The following is a 16,451-nucleotide window of genomic DNA, read 5'->3' as shown; positions in this document are numbered from 1 at the left end:
GTAAGTATGATCTTTACGTGCGCGCGGCAAGCAGCCCAAGGCGGGCTACCTGCCGGGGCTTTACAGCACCATGCGGACAATTTCGATGTTGCCCAACTCTTCGTACAGCGTTTCCACCTGATCGATATGGGTCGCGGTGATGGTGATGGAAACGGAATGGTAGTTGCCTTTGCTGCTCGGTTTAACCTGCGGGGTGTAATCCCCGGGAGCATGGCGCTGCACCACTTCAACCACCTGGTCTACCAACTCGGGTTGTGCCAGGCCCATTACCTTGTAGGTGAATGTGCAAGGGAATTCGAGCAGTTCGTTCAGTTTAGTTTTCATGTGCGCTCCAGAAAGGGTGCCGCCACGGTGGTGGTGACAGTTGGGGATGCTAAAAATTATAACTCCCGACCAGGCGGGAGTTAATGTTAATCAGTAGATGGGGGCAAAACAGCCGTTTTCAAGGCTTAGCCGAACCAGTGGTGGAACATCAGCTTGATGTAATCCACGATGCGGCTGAAGAACCCGCCTTCTTTCACTTCGTTAAGCACCACCAGCGGGCGCTGATCAATCGTCTTGCCGTCCAACTGGAAGTTGATGCTGCCAACCACCTGGTTTTTCGCCAACGGCGCGTGGATTTCGGTGTTGTTCAGCACATAGCTGGCTTTCAGATCTTTCATGCGGCCGCGTGGGATTGTCAGGTAGACATCTTTATCCACCCCCAGCTCCACGCGATCGCTGTCGCCGAACCATACCGGCTCGGAGGCGAATTCTTTGCCGGCCTTCAGCGGTGCGACGGTTTCGAAGAAGCGGAAGCCCCAGGTCAGCAGCTTTTTGCTCTCGGTTTCGCGGCCTTTGAAGGTGCGCCCGCCTAATACTGCGGAGATCAGGCGCATTTGGCCTTCGGTCGCGGAGGCGACCAGGTTGTAGCCCGCGGCCTCCGTGTGGCCGGTTTTGATGCCATCCACATTCAGGCTGGTATCCCACAGCAGGCCGTTACGGTTCATCTGGCGGATATTGTTGAAGGTGAACTCTTTCTCTTTATAGATGGCGTATTCATCCGGCACGTCGCGGATCAACGCCTGGCCGATCAGCGCCATATCGCGCGCAGAGCTGAATTGGCCTTCTGCATCCAGGCCGTGCACGGTCTGGAAGTGGGTGTTCTGCAGGCCCAGCTGTTTAACGTAGGTGTTCATCAGGTTAACGAACGAATCCTGGCTGCCGGCGACGTAGTCGGCCATGGCCACGCAGGCATCGTTACCGGATTGCAGATTGATGCCGCGGATCAGTTTAGAGACCGGTACGCGATCGCCGGGTTTGAGGAACATCAGCGAAGAGCCTTTGAACACGGGGTTACCGGTCGCCCAGGCATCCTGGCCGATGGAGACGACGTCATCCTGGCCGATTTTGCCGGACTTCAGCGCCTGGCCGATGACATAACTGGTCATCATTTTGGTCAGGCTGGCAGGATCGCGCCGGGCATCGGCGTTGGATTCGGCCAGCACTTTACCGGAGTTGTAATCGATCAGGATATACGATGCCGCGTCAATCTGGGGAACACCCGGGATCATGGTTTTAAGGTTAACGTCATCAGCCTGCGCAACGGAAGAGGCGCTCATCGCGATAACGGTGCCGAGCGCTATGCTCTTGATTAAGCGAAAAGAAGTTAAATGTTTCATGATCGGGACTACGACATCCGTGAAAGTAAGTGAAAAAACGAGCCACACTATAACAGATGGGATCCCGGCAGGCATCAGGCATTCGTGCAGCAGCGTTGGGGTTTCCCCGTTTTAGCTGCAAGAAAATGTTTCAGCTAAATAACGGTTTGCTGGGCCGGTGGCCTGCCGGGCATCTTGATTCAGGGTGCGGCGGTAATAAATGATTGCTGCTGGGCTTGCGAGGCGAGCCGTTGCTGCAGTTGTTCGGCCTGTTGGCGGCTGCTAAATGGCCCCATCTGGACGCGGTACATCGCACCGCTGGCGGAAACCTTGCCGGGCACGCCGAACTGCTGGCTCAGCTTTTGCTGCCAGGCTTGCGCCCGCTCTGCGTTGCTCAATGCGCCAACCTGCACGACATAGCCGCCGGTGCTGTTGCTCACCGCCGGGGCTGCCACCGGTGCGGCCGCGGCTGCCGGTGCTGGGCTGCTTACAGGAGCCGGTTGCGGCTCGGCGCTTTCCAGCACGCCTGCCGGCAGGGCGCTTGGCGCCCCCAGGAAGCCGCTGCGGCTGTTGCCGCCGTTCAGGGTGCTGTTGTCTATCGGGCGTACGGCGGTGTTGTCAGCCACGGGCGTTTCCTGTTGCATTGGGGTGCCCATGGCGCTGCTGCCCAGGTCTGGGCGGGCGGGCAGCGCATAGCTTTGTTTGGCGACCACGGTGCCGATGGTGCCTGGGCCGCTCAGCGTGCCATCCGGAGCGACGTTGATGAAATCAACCTTCACTTTGGTGTTATTGGACAGGTTGAGGCGCTCGGCCGCCGCCTTGGACAAATCGATAATCCGCCCTGGGGTATAAGGCCCGCGATCGTTAACCCGCACCACCAGTTGGCGGCCGTTGGCCAGGTTGGTGACGCGCACGTAGCTTGGGATTGGCAACGTTGGGTGTGCAGCCGTTAAGGCGTTGGGATCAAACTGTTCGCCGATGGCGGTGCTGTTGCCGTTGGCTTCTTCGCCATACCACGAGGCCAGGCCGCTTTGGCTGAAGTTTTGTGGATCTTTGATGATACGGTAAGTGTCGCCATTAACCTTATAATCCTGCAGCGTGCCAGGGTTATAGGGTTCATAGTGAGGCTCCACGCCGCCGATTTCCACCACCGGCCCGTTGTATGGCTGCGGCGGCGCCTGCTGTTCTGTGGTCGTGGTGGTACAGGCTGCAAGCAGCATTGCCGATACCACGACCCCTAGCCATTCCTTACGCATTGCACACCTCTTATAAACTTTTAGACAGCATTTTCCGATGCGTGTGGATCGACATCACGATGCCGAACCCAGCCATCAGCACAATCAGCGCCGAACCGCCGTAGCTCACCAGAGGCAAAGGTACGCCAACTACCGGTAAAATGCCACTGACCATACCAATGTTAACAAACACATAGACGAAGAGAATCAGCATCAGGCCGCCCACCATCACGCGGCCGAAGGTTGTCTGCGCCTTGGCCGCAATGATCAGGCCGCGCAGGATAACCAGCAGGTACAGCGCCAGCAGTACCAGAACGCCAATCAGGCCGAGCTCTTCCGCCAGCACGGCGAAGATAAAGTCGGTATGGCGTTCAGGCAAAAATTCTAATTGGGATTGGGTGCCGTGCAGCCAGCCTTTGCCCGACAGGCCGCCGGAGCCGATGGCGATTTTCGACTGGATAATGTGGTAGCCGGCGCCGAGCGGATCGCTTTCCGGATCGAGCAGCATCATCACGCGCGCGCGCTGATAATCATGCATCAGGAAAAACCACAGCACCGGGACAAACGCGGCCACCAGCAGGGCGGCAACGGCGATCAGTTTCCAACTCATGCCGGAGAGGAACAGCACGAACAGGCCGGAGGCGGCGATCAGGATCGCGGTGCCGAGATCGGGCTGGGCGGCCACCAACAGGGTGGGCAGGAAAATCAGCACCAGCGCAATACCGGTGTTTTTCAGCGACGGCGGGCAAACGTCACGGTTCATAAAGCGCGCGACCATAAGCGGCACGGCGATTTTGGCAATTTCCGAAGGCTGAAAGCGCACGAAGCCCAGATCCAGCCAGCGCTGCGCGCCCTTACTGATCTGGCCGAAGGCATCGACCAGAATCAGCAGGAAAACGCAAAAGATATACAAATAGGGCGCCCAGCTTTCATATACCCTGGGCGGGATCTGCGCCATGACCGCCATCACAATCAGCCCCATCAGGATCTGGCCGATTTTTCGCTCCATCATGCCGATATCCTGGCCGCTGGCGCTCCACATCACAAAGGCGCTGTATACCAGCAGCGCCAGGATGAACAGGAGAAACGTGGGGTCGATATGGATTTTGGTCCAGATCGTGCCTTTTTGTTGACTGTCAGTCATGATCCGTTAGTCACCTTCTGTACCGGGCGGGACAGGCGCCGCGACCGGTAGTTGCGTATTGTTATCGCCCAGCAGGATGTGGTCGAGGATCTGGCGGGTGATGGTACCCACCGCCGGGCCAGAACCGCCGTTTTCCAGAATAATGGCGACTGATACTGTCGGGTTATCGTAAGGTGCAAAGGCGGTCATCAGCTTGTGATCGCGCAGGTGCTCCGCCAGCTTATGTGCGTTATAGGTTTCATAGCCGAATACCTGTGCGGTACCCGATTTTGCCGCGGCTTTGTACGGTGTGCCTTCAAAATACTTGCGCGCCGTGCCGTTAGGCCGGTTGGCCACGCCGTACATACCGTCTTTGGCGATTTCCCAGAAGCCGGAGTGAATGTCGCCAATCTGCGTATGCTGTTCCTGGGCATAGGGCACCTGTTCGCCGTTGACCCGGGTGGCCTGCAGCAAGTGCGGCACCTTGACACTGCCGTCGTTAATCAGCGTATTCAGCGCTTTGGACATTTGGATCGGGGTGGCGGTCCAGTAGCCCTGGCCGATGCCCACCGGGATGGTGTCCCCCTGATACCACGGTTTCTTGAAGCGCTTAAACTTCCATTCACGCGTCGGCATCAGCCCGGAGCGCTCTTCGGACAGATCGATGCCGGTGTATTGCCCGTAGCCGAATTTGGTCAGCCACTCGGACAGACGATCGATGCCCATGTCGTAGGCAACCTGGTAGAAGAAGGTATCGGCGGACTCTTCCAGCGCTTTGGTCACGTTAAGGCGGCCGTGGCCCCATTTTTTCCAGTCGCGGAAGCGTTTTTCAGAGCCGGGCAACTGCCACCAGCCGGGATCGAACACCACGGTATTTTTGGTGATCACCCCGGCGCTGAGCGCCGAGACGGAGATATAGGGTTTCACCGTGGAAGCCGGCGGATAGACCCCCTGCGTGGCGCGGTTGATCAGCGGGCGGTTTGGATCGTTCAGCAACCCCTGGTATTCCTTGCTCGATATGCCGTCCACAAACAGGTTGGGATCGTAGCTTGGCGTGGAGACCAGCGCCAGAATACCGCCGGTGCGTGGATCGCTCACCACCACTGCCGCGCGGCTGTTCACCAGCAGCTGTTCAATATAACGCTGCAGGTTGAGATCCAGCGTCAGGTAAATATCCTGCCCGGCGGAAGGCGGCTGTTCATGCAACTGGCGGATGACCCGGCCGCGGTTATTCACCTCGACTTCTTCATAGCCGGTTTTACCATGCAACACGTCTTCGTAATAGCGTTCAATGCCCAGTTTGCCGATGTCATGCGTGGCGGCGTAATTGGCCAGCTTGCCGTCTTTATCCAGCCGTTCCACGTCGCGATCGTTAATTTTCGATACGTAGCCGATGACGTGGGTGAGCGCCGAGCCGTAAGGGTAATAGCGGCGCTGGTAGCCCTTCACCTCAACGCCGGGGAAGCGGAACTGGTTGACGGCAAAGCGCGCGACCTGCACTTCGGTGAGCGCCGTTTTTACCGGGATGGAAACAAAGCGGCGCGAGCGTTTGCGCTCTTTTTCAAAGTTGGCGATGTCTTCATCGGTAAGATCGACAATGGGCCGCAGCGCCTGCAAGGTGGCTTTCAGATCGTCGACCTTTTCCGGCATCAGTTCTAGCTGATAGATGGTGCGGTTAAGTGCCAGCGGGGTGCCGTTGCGATCGTAAATAATGCCGCGGCTGGGCGCGATCGGCACCAGCTTGATGCGGTTCTCGTTGGAACGGGTACGGTAATCTTCAAAGCGCAGGATCTGCAGGTTGTACAGATTGGCGATCAGAGTGCCTGTCAGCACCAGAATGACAAAGAACGCCACCAGGGCGCGGCGTACAAACAGGGCTGATTCAGCCGTATAGTCGCGAAAAGGGTTGCGTTCTATTTTCATCCCGCTGCTTTATTCACTCTGTCACTGTCATCACCGGTTATTCCCGATGATAAGGATGATTTGTTGTTATGCTCCAGGCGCGGTACAGGCTTTCGGCAACCAGTACGCGCACTAACGGGTGGGGCAGCGTCAGCGGCGACAGCGACCAGCTTTGCTCTGCCGCGGCCTTGCAGGCAGGCGCCAACCCTTCCGGGCCGCCGATCAACAGGCTGACATTGCGGCCATCCTGCTTCCAACGCTCAAGCTGCTGCGCCAACTGCGGCGTTTCCCACGGGGTGCCGGGGATATCCAGCGTGACGATGCGGTTGCCCTTGCCGACGGCGGCCAACATTTGCTCGCCTTCCTTTTCCAGTATGCGTTTGATATCGGCATTTTTGCCGCGTTTGCCCGCCGGGATCTCGGTCAGCTCAAACGGCATATCTTTGGGAAAGCGGTGCAGGTAATCCATAAAGCCGGTGTGCACCCAGTCCGGCATTTTGGTGCCGACGGCGACCAGTTGCAATTTCACCGTTTAACTCCAGAGCTTTTCCAGTTCATACAGGCGGCGGCTGTCTTCCTGCATCACGTGCACGATCACATCGCCCAGATCCACGACCACCCAGTCAGAAATACTCTGGCCTTCTACCCCCAGAGGGATCAAGCCGGCAGCGCGGGATTCCTGTACAACGTGATCGGCAATGGACATCACATGGCGGCTGGAGTTACCGGTGCAGATGATCATGCAGTCGGTGATGCTGGATTTACCCTGAACGTTCAGAGCAATTATGTCTTGGCCTTTCAGGTCATCAATCTTATCGATGACGAAGTCTTGGAGCGCTTTACCTTGCAAAGGTTCCCCCTCTGGTGTTTTTTGTTCATTCAGCGTAGGCGGGCAATCACCCGCGTACGGCCAATATTCATGGTAATCGGCAGAACGCTGCCGTTAGACGTGGGCGAGCCAGTGTTGCCAGGGCTTCCAGCCGTTACCGGAAAAATAGCGGCGCAGTATAGCATGCACCTTTGGCTAACGATATAAACCCTGCAACTCGATATAGCGTTGCACCGAGCGGGGCAGCAGATCGTCACAACTGATGCCCTGGTGCCGCCGATCGCGGATCTCGGTGGCGGAAATATCCAGCAATGGTGTGTCCGCCAGATAGATGGCGCCCTGCGGCCGTTGGCGCAATAAGGCGCTGTCCGTCACCTGGTGTTGTTCCAGCCACTGTTGCAGCGCCGGCGTATCCATGTGGTCGCGGTAGCCCGGGCGCGCCAGCACCAGCAGATGACAGTAGGTTAACAGATCCTGCCAGCGGTGCCACTTGTGCAATGTCAGCAATGAGTCCTGGCCGATAATAAACGCCAGCGGTTGGGCCGCGCCGCGTTCTTTACGGATCGCTTCCAGCGTTTCGATGGTATAGGAAGGGGTGGTGCGGTGCAGTTCGCGATCGTCAACGGTGAACAGCGGGTTATCGGCGATCGCCAGTTCGACCATTTTCAAACGCTGCCGGGCATTGGCTTCCGGCTGCGGCCGGTGCGGCGGCACATGGTTTGGCAATAGCGTAACCTGTTTCAGCCCGACTTCTTCCGCCAGCGCTTCAACCGGGCGCAGGTGGCCGTAGTGGATCGGATCAAACGTGCCGCCGAATAGGGCGTGCAGCGTGGTGATAGGTTCTGCGTTATCAGACATCAGAAAGACTCGTGGCCAAAGGTTTGCCGCACAGCAGCATCGACAGGGTTTCCAATTCCGGCCAGACGGTCTGACCATAGTCCTGCTTTAGGGTCAGTTCTACCTGCGCCAGCAGGTGCACGGCCTGTTGCAACTGGGCCCCGGACAGGCGCTGCAGCGCCTGGGTGATCAGGTTGCGGCGGTTCTGCCACACTTTGTGCTGATCGAACAGCGTGCGCAACGGCGTGGTCGCCATGCGCCGCTGCAGCGTCAATAACAGCAGTAATTCACGCTGCAGGGTGCGCAGCAGGATCGCCGGTTCGGCGTCTTCCTGCTGCAACTGGCGCAGGATATGCCAGGCGCGTTTGCTTTTCCCCGCCAGCAGGGCATCCAGCCAGTGATAGGGGGTGAAGTGGGCGGCGTCGTTCACCGCCTGCTCAACGCGGGGCAGCGGCAGTTTGCCGTCTGGGTACAGCAGTGCCAGGCGTTCCAGCGCCTGCGCCAGCGCCAGCAGGTTGCCTTCATAGCAATAGCACAGCAGTTGATTGGCGGCATCGTCGAGCGCCAGCCCCATGGCTTTGGCGCGCGCGGCGACCCAGCGTGGCAACTGCGCCTGCTCCGGCGTTTGGCAGACCACGTATGCGCCCTTGGGCGCCAGCGCCTTGAACCAGGCGCTGTTCTCCTGCGCCTTGGTCAGGCGCGGGCCACGCAGGATCAGCAGAATGTCATCGTGCAGTAGCCCGGCCAGTTTGACCAGTTGTTCGCCGATCGGCGCCGTTGGGCCGCTATCCGGGAAGATCAGCAGCAGCGTCTGGCGGCTGGCGAACAGGCTCATTGACTGGCACAGGTTAAAAATAGCGCCCCAGTCGGTGTGGGGATCGAGCGTGATGCTGTAATGCTCGCTGAACTGTTGCTGCTGCGCCGCCTGGCGGATTACATCCTGGCTTTCCTGCAGCAGCAGCGGTTCATTTCCGCTTAACACATAACAAGCGCGCAACCCCTCACGGAGTTGCGCGGCAAGTTGTTCTGGATAGAGGCGGGTCATTGGGCTACGCGGCTTTCCGCTTTGTTAGCGGCGGCCTTATGCTGAGCGTCTTCCTCGGCGGCATGCACCGACAACAGTTTACGCACCAGCTGCTGAGCGGCCTGCTCACGCATTTCCTGCAGGATGATTTCCTGCTCGGAATCTTTCGCCAGCGCGGTCAGCGGGTTATCGAAGAAAGAGCGGAACACGCTAACGCTGAGCGGATAAACATCGTGGCCAGGGATCAACACCTGAGCGTGGACATTCATCACCAACTGGTATTCCGCGGTTTTCCCATCCTGGAAGATGGAAACCGTATCCTGGCCCACGGTGGAGCCCGTGATGCGCAGGGAAGGAATATCCTTGCGCATCGCGTCTTTGACAATGGTTACATCGTTCAGGCGCAGTTGCTCACGCACGGCGCGGGTTAGCGGCCCGTAAGGATCGTAGCTGTCCAGCAGCATGGTTTTCATTTCAGCCGGGATCTGCGTGGTGCCGCGCAGGTGGAAACCACAGCCGGCGGTGACCAGCACCGCCAACCCCAGCAACAACGTGATAATACGATGTCGCACAACGCCTCCTTGTTTAACCCACAACCAGGTTAAGCAGTTTGCCTGGAATATAGATCACCTTACGCACGGCAACCCCTTCCAGATATTTCGCCACCAGATGTTCCTCTGCAGCGCGTTCGCGTACCTGCTGTTCGGTTGCATCGGCCGGCACGGTGATTCTGGCGCGGACTTTACCGTTAACCTGTACCACCACCAGTTTGGAGTCTTCAACCATCGCGGCTTCATCAGCCACAGGCCACGGCGCGGTGTCGATATCGCCTTCGCCGCCCAGCGCCTGCCACAGGTTGAAGCTGAAGTGTGGCGTGAACGGATACAGCATGCGCACCACGGCCAGCAGCGCTTCTTGCATCAGGGCGCGATCCTGTGCGCTTTCCAGCGGCGCACGGCCCAGCTTGTTCATCAGCTCCATAATCGCTGCGATAGCGGTGTTGAAGGTCTGGCGGCGGCCGATATCGTCGGTCACTTTGGCGATGGTTTTGTGCAGATCGCGGCGCAGCGCTTTCTGATCTTCATCCAGCGCGGCAACGTCCAATGCCTGAACGGCACCGTTACCGGTGTGATCGTAAGCCAGTTTCCAGACGCGTTTCAGGAAGCGGTTTGCCCCTTCGACGCCGGATTCCTGCCATTCAAGGGTCATTTCCGCCGGTGAGGCGAACATCATGAACAGGCGCACGGTGTCCGCACCGTATTTTTCTACCATCTCTTGTGGGTCGATGCCGTTATTTTTCGACTTCGACATTTTGCTCATGCCGGCATAGACCACTTCACGGCCCTGCTTATCGGTCGCTTTGACGATACGGCCTTTGTCATCGCGCTCGACGGTCACATCAACCGGGGAAACCCAAATGCGTTCGCCGCTGTTGCCGGTGTAGTAGAAGGCATCCGCCAGCACCATCCCCTGACACAACAGGCGTTTGGCCGGCTCGTCGGAATCCACCAGGCCGGCGTCGCGCATCAGCTTGTGGAAGAAACGGAAATACATCAGGTGCATGATCGCGTGTTCGATACCGCCCACGTACTGATCCACCGGCAGCCAGTAGTTGGCCGCGGCCGGATCGAGCATACCTTTGTCGTACTGTGGGCAGGTGTAACGCGCATAGTACCAGGAGGACTCCATAAAGGTGTCGAAGGTATCGGTTTCACGCAGCGCAGGCTGCCCGTTGACGGTGGTTTTCGCCCATTCTGGATCGGCTTTGATCGGGCTGGTGATGCCGTCCATCACCACGTCTTCAGGCAGGATCACCGGCAGTTGATCTTCCGGCGTCGGTATTACGGTACCGTCTTCCAGCGTGACCATCGGGATCGGCGCGCCCCAGTAACGCTGGCGGGAAACGCCCCAGTCACGCAGGCGGTAGTTAACCTTGCGTTGGCCCACGCCCTGCGCCACCAGTTTATCGGCGATGGCGTTAAAGCCGGCTTCGTGATCCAGCCCATCGAACTCGCCGGAGTTGAACAGCGTGCCTTTATCGGTCATCGCCGCCTGGCTGACGTCCGGCGCGCTGCCGTCCAGATTACGGATCACGGGTTTGATGGTCAGGCCATATTTGCTGGCGAACTCCCAGTCGCGCTGGTCATGGGCAGGAACCGCCATGACCGCGCCGGTGCCGTATTCCATCAGCACGAAGTTGGCTACCCAGATCGGCAGCTTTTCACCGTTCAGCGGATGGATGGCATACAGGCCGGTGGCCATGCCTTTTTTCTCCATGGTGGCCATTTCAGCTTCGGCAACCTTGGTATTGCGGCACTCTTCGATGAAGGCGGCCAGTTCCGGGTTGTTTGCCGCACCCTGCTGCGCCAGCGGGTGGCCGGCGGCAACGGCCACGTAGGTGGCGCCCATAAAGGTATCCGGGCGGGTGGTGTAAACCGTTACTTTCTCATCGCTGCTGGCGACATCAAAGGTGATTTCAACCCCTTCGGAGCGGCCAATCCAGTTGCGCTGCATGGTTTTCACCTGCTCCGGCCAGCTTTCAAGCGTGTCCAGATCGTTGAGCAGTTGATCGGCGTAAGCGGTGATTTTGATGAACCACTGTGGGATTTCTTTGCGCTCGACCTTGGTGTCACAGCGCCAGCAGCAGCCGTCGATAACCTGTTCGTTGGCCAGCACGGTCAGATCGTGCGGGCACCAGTTCACCGCAGAGGTTTTCTTGTAAACCAGGCCTTTTTCATACAGCTTGGTGAAGAACCACTGTTCCCAGCGGTAATAGTCGGGTTTGCAGGTGGCGATCTCGCGATCCCAGTCATAGCCGAAGCCCAGCAGTTTCAGCTGGTTCTTCATGTATTCGATGTTGTCGTAAGTCCACGGCGCCGGCGCCGTATTGTGTTTTACCGCAGCACCTTCCGCCGGTAGACCGAATGCATCCCAGCCAATCGGCTGCAGCACGTTTTTACCCAGCATACGCTGGTAGCGCGAGATGACGTCACCGATAGTGTAGTTACGCACGTGCCCCATGTGCAGACGCCCGGATGGGTACGGCAGCATCGACAGGCAGTAATACTTTTCCTTGCTGGAATCTTCGGTAACTTTGAATGTTTGCTTCTCTTGCCAGTGAAGCTGTACGTTCGGCTCTATGTCTTCTGGACGGTATTGCTCTTGCATGGCGGCTGGTGGTCCTATAGGTGTAAAACACTATACCTTCTGCCTTCGCGCACGCAGCCTGACTGGCCGCGCCTTGAAGCCCATCGGGTATAAATCCGTAGCTTTTGGTTTATAGATAGATCCGCATAGCATAGCTGATAAGGGCTCTTGGCAACAACACTAAGCGTTTCCGAGCCGCCGGATTTAAAAATCCCCGCTACGATCGGGTTCACATTTGTACAATTGCGCCGCAAGCGAGTGACATCAGTAATTTACGGCTAAAATGGTAGGGGGTAACGTAGGAAGACATCCTGTCGCATCGCTTCACGAGGAGAGACTATGAACAAGGTAACTGAGCATTACCGGGAATTGCTGTCATCACTCACAGAACGTTTGAAGGCGGGGGAACGTGATATCGATGCATTGGTCGCCAGCGCCGAACAGCGGCTGAACGCCGCCGGGGATATGACACGTACCGAGATCGCACAGCTTACCCAGGCCGTCCGGCGCGATCTGGAAGAGTTCGCCAGAAGCTATGGCGAGAACCAGGAAGATTTTACCGACAGCGTTTTTATGCGGGTGATTAAAGAGAGCCTGTGGCAGGAGTTGGCGGATATCACCGATAAAACCCAGCTTGAGTGGCGGGAAGTGTTCAAAGACGTGAGCCACCACGGGGTTTATCACAGCGGCGAGGTGGTCGGGCTGGGCAATCTGGTGTGTGAGAAATGCCATTATCATCTGGCTTTTTACACGCCGGAGGTGTTGCCGCTCTGCCCAAAATGCGGGCATGACCAGTTCCAGAGGCGGCCGTTTGAGCCTTGAGCCCTCACCCCAACCCTCTCCCGGAGGGAGAGGGAGCAGCCCGGCGTTGTGGGCTGGTGGGGTGACTAAAACTCGTCTGGCGAAGCTAAAGTGATGGCTGTTCTGCGGCATGTATCGTCGCACCGGCCGGTTCCCTCTCCCTTGGGGAGAGGGCTAGGGTGAGGGGGCAAATGAGCTTAAGGCCGGTTCCTTCTATCGGTGGGTAGGTAGTCGCACGGTTCGGTTTCCTCACCCTTGGGGAGAGGGTGAGGGGGAAAATGAGTTTAAGGCCGGTTCCCTCTCTCGGTGGTTAGGTAGTCGCACGGTTCAGTTCCCTCTTCCTTGGGGAGAGGGCTAGGGTGAGGGGGAAAATGAGCTTAAGGCTGGCTCCCTCTCTCGGTGGGTAGGGAGTCGCACGGTCCAGTTCCCTCTCCCTTGGGGAGAGGGTTAGGGTGAGGGGGTAAATGAGCTTAAGGCTGGTTCCCTCTCTCGGTGGGTAGGTAGTTGCACGGTTCAGTTCCCTCTCCCTTGGGGAGAGGGCTAGGGTGAGGGGAAGCCGGTTCAATAACGAGAAACGCACTCCACCAGTAAATCCACAAAGCCGGCGCGATCGATATGCGTCAAGACTTCCACATTGGCCGGCTTGCCGTTTTGCTGGAACTCATCCGCTACTGTCTGGCCCAGGGTATACTCTCCCTTGGTTTCCACCCCCACCCACAGCTGGCGGCTGTTGAACAGTTCCGGCGCCAGCAGCCAGGCGATGGTGCAGGGATCGTGCATGGCGGCGCCCGGCAGGCCGCGCGGGTGCTGAAGATAAAGCGGCAGATAGAAATCCAGCATTTCAGCCACCGCCGTGGCGACCGGGTTGCCGATGGTGCGGATGCGTTCGGCTTCTTGCGGCAACACCAGCGCCTGATGGGTCACGTTAAGGCCGGCCATCACCAGCGGAACGCCAGACTGCAGGACGATTTCGGCGGCTTCCGGATCCACATAAATATTAAATTCCGCCACCGGCGTGGCGTTGCCGGCGTGTATCCCGCCGCCCATAAACACAATCTGCTCGATGCGCGGCTTCAGTTCGCTATGCTGGGCCAGCAGCAGGGCTATATTGGTCATCGGGCCGGTAACCACCAGCGTTATCGGCACCGGCGCGCTGCGCAGCAGGCTGGCGATCAGCTCTACTGCGCTCTGCTTTACCGGGCTGCAGCCCGGCGTCGGCAGGTGAGTATTGCCCATGCCGGTTTTTCCATGGACATGCTCGGCGATCACCAGTTCGCGCATCAGCGGTTTGTCCGCGCCGGCGGCGACGGGAATATCCGTGCGCTGCATCAGCGTCAGCAAGCCGAGGGTATTGTGCAGCGTTTTTTCCGGCGTTTGGTTGCCGGCGGAGGTGGTGACGGCTTTTACATCCAGCGTGGGTGAACGCAACGCCATCGCCAGGGCAATGGCGTCATCAAGGCCGGGATCGCAATCGATAATAATAGGGCGGGGCATCTGTTATCTCCTTGGCCGGGGTTACCTCAGCAGCATAGCGCTGATGGGCACGGCGTTTCTCTTCCTCAATCTGGTTTGGGCAACATAACGAAAGCAAGCGCCCCGCAAGGGGCGCTTGAAGAGGACGATCAGTGCAGGATTTTCGCCAGGAAATCTTTGGCGCGGTCAGATTCCGGGTTAGTGAAGAAATCATCTTTTTTACGGTCTTCGACGATTTTGCCTTCGTCCATAAAGATCACGCGGTGCGCCACTTTGCGGGCAAAGCCCATTTCGTGGGTGACCACCATCATGGTCATGCCTTCCTGCGCCAGCTCAACCATTACGTCCAGCACTTCGTTGATCATTTCCGGATCCAGTGCCGAAGTGGGTTCGTCGAACAGCATGGCGATAGGATCCATACACAGCGCGCGCGCAATCGCCACACGCTGTTGCTGGCCGCCGGAAAGTTGCGCCGGGTACTTATCCGCATGCGACGACAGGCCAACGCGCTGCAGCAGCTTCAGGCCCTTGTCGCGTGCGGCGGCCTTATCGCGTTTGAGAACCTTCACCTGCGCCAGGATCAGGTTTTCGATGATCGACAGGTGCGGGAACAGTTCGAAATGCTGGAATACCATGCCGACCTTGGAACGCAGATGCGCCAGGTTGGTTTTTTTATCGTTCACCTGCGTGCCGTTCACCAGGATTTCCCCTTTCTGAATCGGCTCCAGGCCATTGACGGTTTTAATCAGGGTAGACTTGCCCGAGCCGGAAGGACCGCAGACGACGACTACCTCACCTTTTTTTACTTCCGTGGAGCAATCAGTCAGCACCTGAAAGTGGCCATACCATTTAGAAACGTTTTTCAGGGAAATCATCAAACTGTCCTTTTCTTCAAATAGCTTACCAACGCCGAGGCGGCAAGGCTGATAACAAAATAGACGAGACCGACGAACAGGATCATTTCAACCTGCGTGCCGTCGCGCTCGCCAATCGTCGTGGCGGTACGGAAGAAATCCGCCAGGCTCAGCACATACACCAGTGAGGTATCCTGGAATAGCACGATGCCCTGCGTCAGCAGCAGCGGCACCATGGCGCGGAATGCCTGCGGCAGGATAACCAGTTGCATCGATTGCCAATGGGTCATACCCAGCGCCAGGGCGGCTGAAGATTGGCCACGGGAGATGCTCTGGATACCGGCACGGATAATTTCCGAATAATAAGCCGCTTCAAACAGGGAAAAGGCTACCATAGCCGAAATCAGGCGAATATCGGTTTTCGGCGACAGTCCCAGAACCTGTTGCAAAAAGCTCGGCACCACCAGGTAGAACCACAGCAGCACCATCACCAGGGGCACGGAGCGGAACAGGTTGACGTACAGCATCGCGAACCAACTGATCGGCTTAATCGGCGACAAACGCATCACCGCCAGAATCGTGCCCCAGATGATACCGAAAATCACCGCCGTAACGGTAATTTTCAGCGTGACGCCCAGCCCCTGTAACAGGTAAGGGAAGCTTGGGACAATGGAACCCCAATCAAATTCGTACATTATTTACTCCCCATGTTGCCTGGCAACCGCACTTTCTGTTCGACGAAACGCATGATTATCATAATGACGGCGTTAATGCCGATATAAGCCAGCGTGATTGCAGTAAAGGATTCATAGGCGTGCGCGGAGTAATCGAGCAACTTATTGGCCTGGGCGGCCATATCCACCAGCCCGATCGTTGAGGCGATGGCGGAGTTTTTCACCAGGTTCAGCATTTCAGAGGTAATGGGCGGCACGATAACGCGGTAGGCGTTCGGCAGCAGCACATAACGGTAGGTTTGCGGCAACGTCAGGCCCATGGCGAGCCCGGCGGCTTTCTGGCCGCGCGGCAATGACTGAATGGCGGCGCGAACCTGTTCGCACACGCGTGCTGCGGTAAACAGCCCCAGGCAGACGGTTGAGCAAACGAAGAACTGCGTGTTGGGGTCGATCTCGGTTTTAAACCACATGCCGATATCCACCGGCAGCAGTTCAGGAACCACCAGATACCAGATAAAGAATTGCACAATCAACGGTACGTTACGGAACAGCTCCACGTAACAGGTACCCAGGGAAGAAAGAAAGCGGTTAGGCACGGTTCGCAGAATACCGAACAGAGAACCGACAAAAAAAGCGATGATCCAAGCACAGATGGAGAGAGCTACCGTCACCTGAAAGCCGGACCACAGCCAGCCAAGGTAGGTGGTATTCCCAAACGGGGCCTGCTGCAGGAAGATACCCCAGTTCCAATCTATTGACATAAAAAACTCCGTTAAGCGGGTACAGAGCACCCCAAACATTGATGACTTTCAGTATTTTTGGCCTTTTGCCGCCAGTTTGGTTTTCCTGGCTTATTGGCGAAATGCCGATAGTGAGTAAAACGGGGAGAAGCGGGAGGGGAACGGCCCCCCG

The 16,451-nt window shown here is 57.7% G+C and carries 16 protein-coding genes; 1 reads left to right on the top strand and 15 read right to left on the bottom strand.

Annotated features, from left to right (window positions below; translation table 11 throughout):
- Window positions 1–60 precede the first annotated feature (60 nt).
- The 11 genes from ybeD to leuS all read right to left on the bottom strand — a co-directional run bounded on the left by ybeD (window position 61) and on the right by leuS (window position 11,758).
- The gene (gene ybeD, locus ACN28Q_RS05900) at window positions 61–324 is read right to left on the bottom strand and encodes a DUF493 family protein YbeD (protein ID WP_095845494.1); all 264 of its coding nucleotides are present in this window, start codon (window positions 322–324) and stop codon (window positions 61–63) included.
- Window positions 325–449: 125 nt separating this feature from the next.
- Entirely contained in the window at window positions 450–1,661 is a 1,212-nt protein-coding gene (dacA, locus tag ACN28Q_RS05895; protein ID WP_095845493.1) for a D-alanyl-D-alanine carboxypeptidase DacA, read from the bottom strand.
- Window positions 1,662–1,840: 179 nt separating this feature from the next.
- Window positions 1,841–2,896, bottom strand: a complete 1,056-nt coding sequence (gene rlpA / locus ACN28Q_RS05890; protein WP_095845492.1) for an endolytic peptidoglycan transglycosylase RlpA — start codon at window positions 2,894–2,896, stop codon at window positions 1,841–1,843.
- A 10-nt stretch (window positions 2,897–2,906) separates the two neighbouring features.
- Entirely contained in the window at window positions 2,907–4,019 is a 1,113-nt protein-coding gene (gene mrdB, locus ACN28Q_RS05885) for a peptidoglycan glycosyltransferase MrdB (protein ID WP_095845491.1), read from the bottom strand.
- 6 nt (window positions 4,020–4,025) lie between these two features.
- A complete protein-coding gene (gene mrdA / locus ACN28Q_RS05880) occupies window positions 4,026–5,921 on the bottom strand; it encodes a peptidoglycan DD-transpeptidase MrdA (protein WP_095845490.1) in 1,896 nt (631 codons plus the stop codon).
- 37 nt (window positions 5,922–5,958) lie between these two features.
- The gene (rlmH, locus tag ACN28Q_RS05875) at window positions 5,959–6,429 is read right to left on the bottom strand and encodes a 23S rRNA (pseudouridine(1915)-N(3))-methyltransferase RlmH (RefSeq protein WP_095845489.1); all 471 of its coding nucleotides are present in this window, start codon (window positions 6,427–6,429) and stop codon (window positions 5,959–5,961) included.
- A gap of 3 nt (window positions 6,430–6,432) precedes the next feature.
- Window positions 6,433–6,750: a ribosome silencing factor gene (gene rsfS, locus ACN28Q_RS05870; protein ID WP_095845488.1), complete on the bottom strand. Its 318-nt coding sequence runs from the start codon at window positions 6,748–6,750 to the stop codon at window positions 6,433–6,435.
- 174 nt (window positions 6,751–6,924) lie between these two features.
- Window positions 6,925–7,587: a nicotinate-nucleotide adenylyltransferase gene (nadD, locus tag ACN28Q_RS05865; protein WP_095845487.1), complete on the bottom strand. Its 663-nt coding sequence runs from the start codon at window positions 7,585–7,587 to the stop codon at window positions 6,925–6,927.
- The gene (holA, locus tag ACN28Q_RS05860; protein ID WP_095845486.1) at window positions 7,580–8,611 is read right to left on the bottom strand and encodes a DNA polymerase III subunit delta; all 1,032 of its coding nucleotides are present in this window, start codon (window positions 8,609–8,611) and stop codon (window positions 7,580–7,582) included. Before holA ends, nadD begins: the two co-directional genes overlap by 8 nt.
- Window positions 8,608–9,162, bottom strand: a complete 555-nt coding sequence (gene lptE, locus ACN28Q_RS05855; RefSeq protein ID WP_095845485.1) for an LPS assembly lipoprotein LptE — start codon at window positions 9,160–9,162, stop codon at window positions 8,608–8,610. The genes holA and lptE overlap by 4 nt, the downstream gene beginning before the upstream one ends.
- Window positions 9,163–9,175: 13 nt before the next feature.
- Window positions 9,176–11,758, bottom strand: a complete 2,583-nt coding sequence (leuS, locus tag ACN28Q_RS05850; protein WP_095845484.1) for a leucine--tRNA ligase — start codon at window positions 11,756–11,758, stop codon at window positions 9,176–9,178.
- 318 nt (window positions 11,759–12,076) lie between these two features.
- Between leuS and ACN28Q_RS05845 the strand changes: the two genes are divergently transcribed.
- Window positions 12,077–12,559, top strand: coding sequence for a zinc ribbon-containing protein (locus ACN28Q_RS05845; RefSeq protein WP_095845483.1), 483 nt, complete (start codon window positions 12,077–12,079; stop codon window positions 12,557–12,559).
- 540 nt (window positions 12,560–13,099) lie between these two features.
- Here ACN28Q_RS05845 and rihA read toward each other — a convergent pair.
- The 4 genes from rihA to ACN28Q_RS05825 all read right to left on the bottom strand — a co-directional run bounded on the left by rihA (window position 13,100) and on the right by ACN28Q_RS05825 (window position 16,300).
- On the bottom strand, window positions 13,100–14,032 hold the full coding sequence (gene rihA / locus ACN28Q_RS05840) for a pyrimidine-specific ribonucleoside hydrolase RihA (protein WP_095845482.1): 933 nt from the start codon (window positions 14,030–14,032) through the stop codon (window positions 13,100–13,102).
- A 128-nt stretch (window positions 14,033–14,160) separates the two neighbouring features.
- A complete protein-coding gene (locus tag ACN28Q_RS05835) occupies window positions 14,161–14,886 on the bottom strand; it encodes an amino acid ABC transporter ATP-binding protein (RefSeq protein ID WP_095845481.1) in 726 nt (241 codons plus the stop codon).
- Complete coding sequence (gene gltK, locus ACN28Q_RS05830) at window positions 14,886–15,560, bottom strand: glutamate/aspartate ABC transporter permease GltK (RefSeq protein WP_095845480.1); 675 nt, start codon at window positions 15,558–15,560, stop codon at window positions 14,886–14,888. Before gltK ends, ACN28Q_RS05835 begins: the two co-directional genes overlap by 1 nt.
- Window positions 15,560–16,300: an amino acid ABC transporter permease gene (locus ACN28Q_RS05825; RefSeq protein ID WP_095845479.1), complete on the bottom strand. Its 741-nt coding sequence runs from the start codon at window positions 16,298–16,300 to the stop codon at window positions 15,560–15,562. The genes gltK and ACN28Q_RS05825 overlap by 1 nt, the downstream gene beginning before the upstream one ends.
- Window positions 16,301–16,451 lie beyond the last annotated feature (151 nt).

It is taken from the genome of Gibbsiella quercinecans (assembly GCF_002291425.1).
Classification (GTDB): Bacteria; Pseudomonadota; Gammaproteobacteria; order Enterobacterales; family Enterobacteriaceae; genus Gibbsiella; species Gibbsiella quercinecans.
Note: the sequence above shows the minus strand (reverse complement) of the source record. Positions and strands in the feature narration are given on the sequence as shown.

Excerpts from the sequence above, each read along its gene's own strand:
- ybeD (WP_095845494.1), bottom strand. The coding sequence starts at position 324 with ATGAAAACTAAACTGAACGAACTGCTCGAATTCCCTTGCACATTCACC.
- dacA (WP_095845493.1), bottom strand. The coding sequence starts at position 1,661 with ATGAAACATTTAACTTCTTTTCGCTTAATCAAGAGCATAGCGCTCGGC.
- rlpA (WP_095845492.1), bottom strand. The coding sequence starts at position 2,896 with ATGCGTAAGGAATGGCTAGGGGTCGTGGTATCGGCAATGCTGCTTGCA.
- mrdB (WP_095845491.1), bottom strand. The coding sequence starts at position 4,019 with ATGACTGACAGTCAACAAAAAGGCACGATCTGGACCAAAATCCATATC.
- mrdA (WP_095845490.1), bottom strand. The coding sequence starts at position 5,921 with ATGAAAATAGAACGCAACCCTTTTCGCGACTATACGGCTGAATCAGCC.
- nadD (WP_095845487.1), bottom strand. The coding sequence starts at position 7,587 with ATGTCTGATAACGCAGAACCTATCACCACGCTGCACGCCCTATTCGGC.
- holA (WP_095845486.1), bottom strand. The coding sequence starts at position 8,611 with ATGACCCGCCTCTATCCAGAACAACTTGCCGCGCAACTCCGTGAGGGG.
- leuS (WP_095845484.1), bottom strand. The coding sequence starts at position 11,758 with ATGCAAGAGCAATACCGTCCAGAAGACATAGAGCCGAACGTACAGCTT.
- ACN28Q_RS05845 (WP_095845483.1), top strand. The coding sequence starts at position 12,077 with ATGAACAAGGTAACTGAGCATTACCGGGAATTGCTGTCATCACTCACA.
- rihA (WP_095845482.1), bottom strand. The coding sequence starts at position 14,032 with ATGCCCCGCCCTATTATTATCGATTGCGATCCCGGCCTTGATGACGCC.
- ACN28Q_RS05835 (WP_095845481.1), bottom strand. The coding sequence starts at position 14,886 with ATGATTTCCCTGAAAAACGTTTCTAAATGGTATGGCCACTTTCAGGTG.
- gltK (WP_095845480.1), bottom strand. The coding sequence starts at position 15,560 with ATGTACGAATTTGATTGGGGTTCCATTGTCCCAAGCTTCCCTTACCTG.
- ACN28Q_RS05825 (WP_095845479.1), bottom strand. The coding sequence starts at position 16,300 with ATGTCAATAGATTGGAACTGGGGTATCTTCCTGCAGCAGGCCCCGTTT.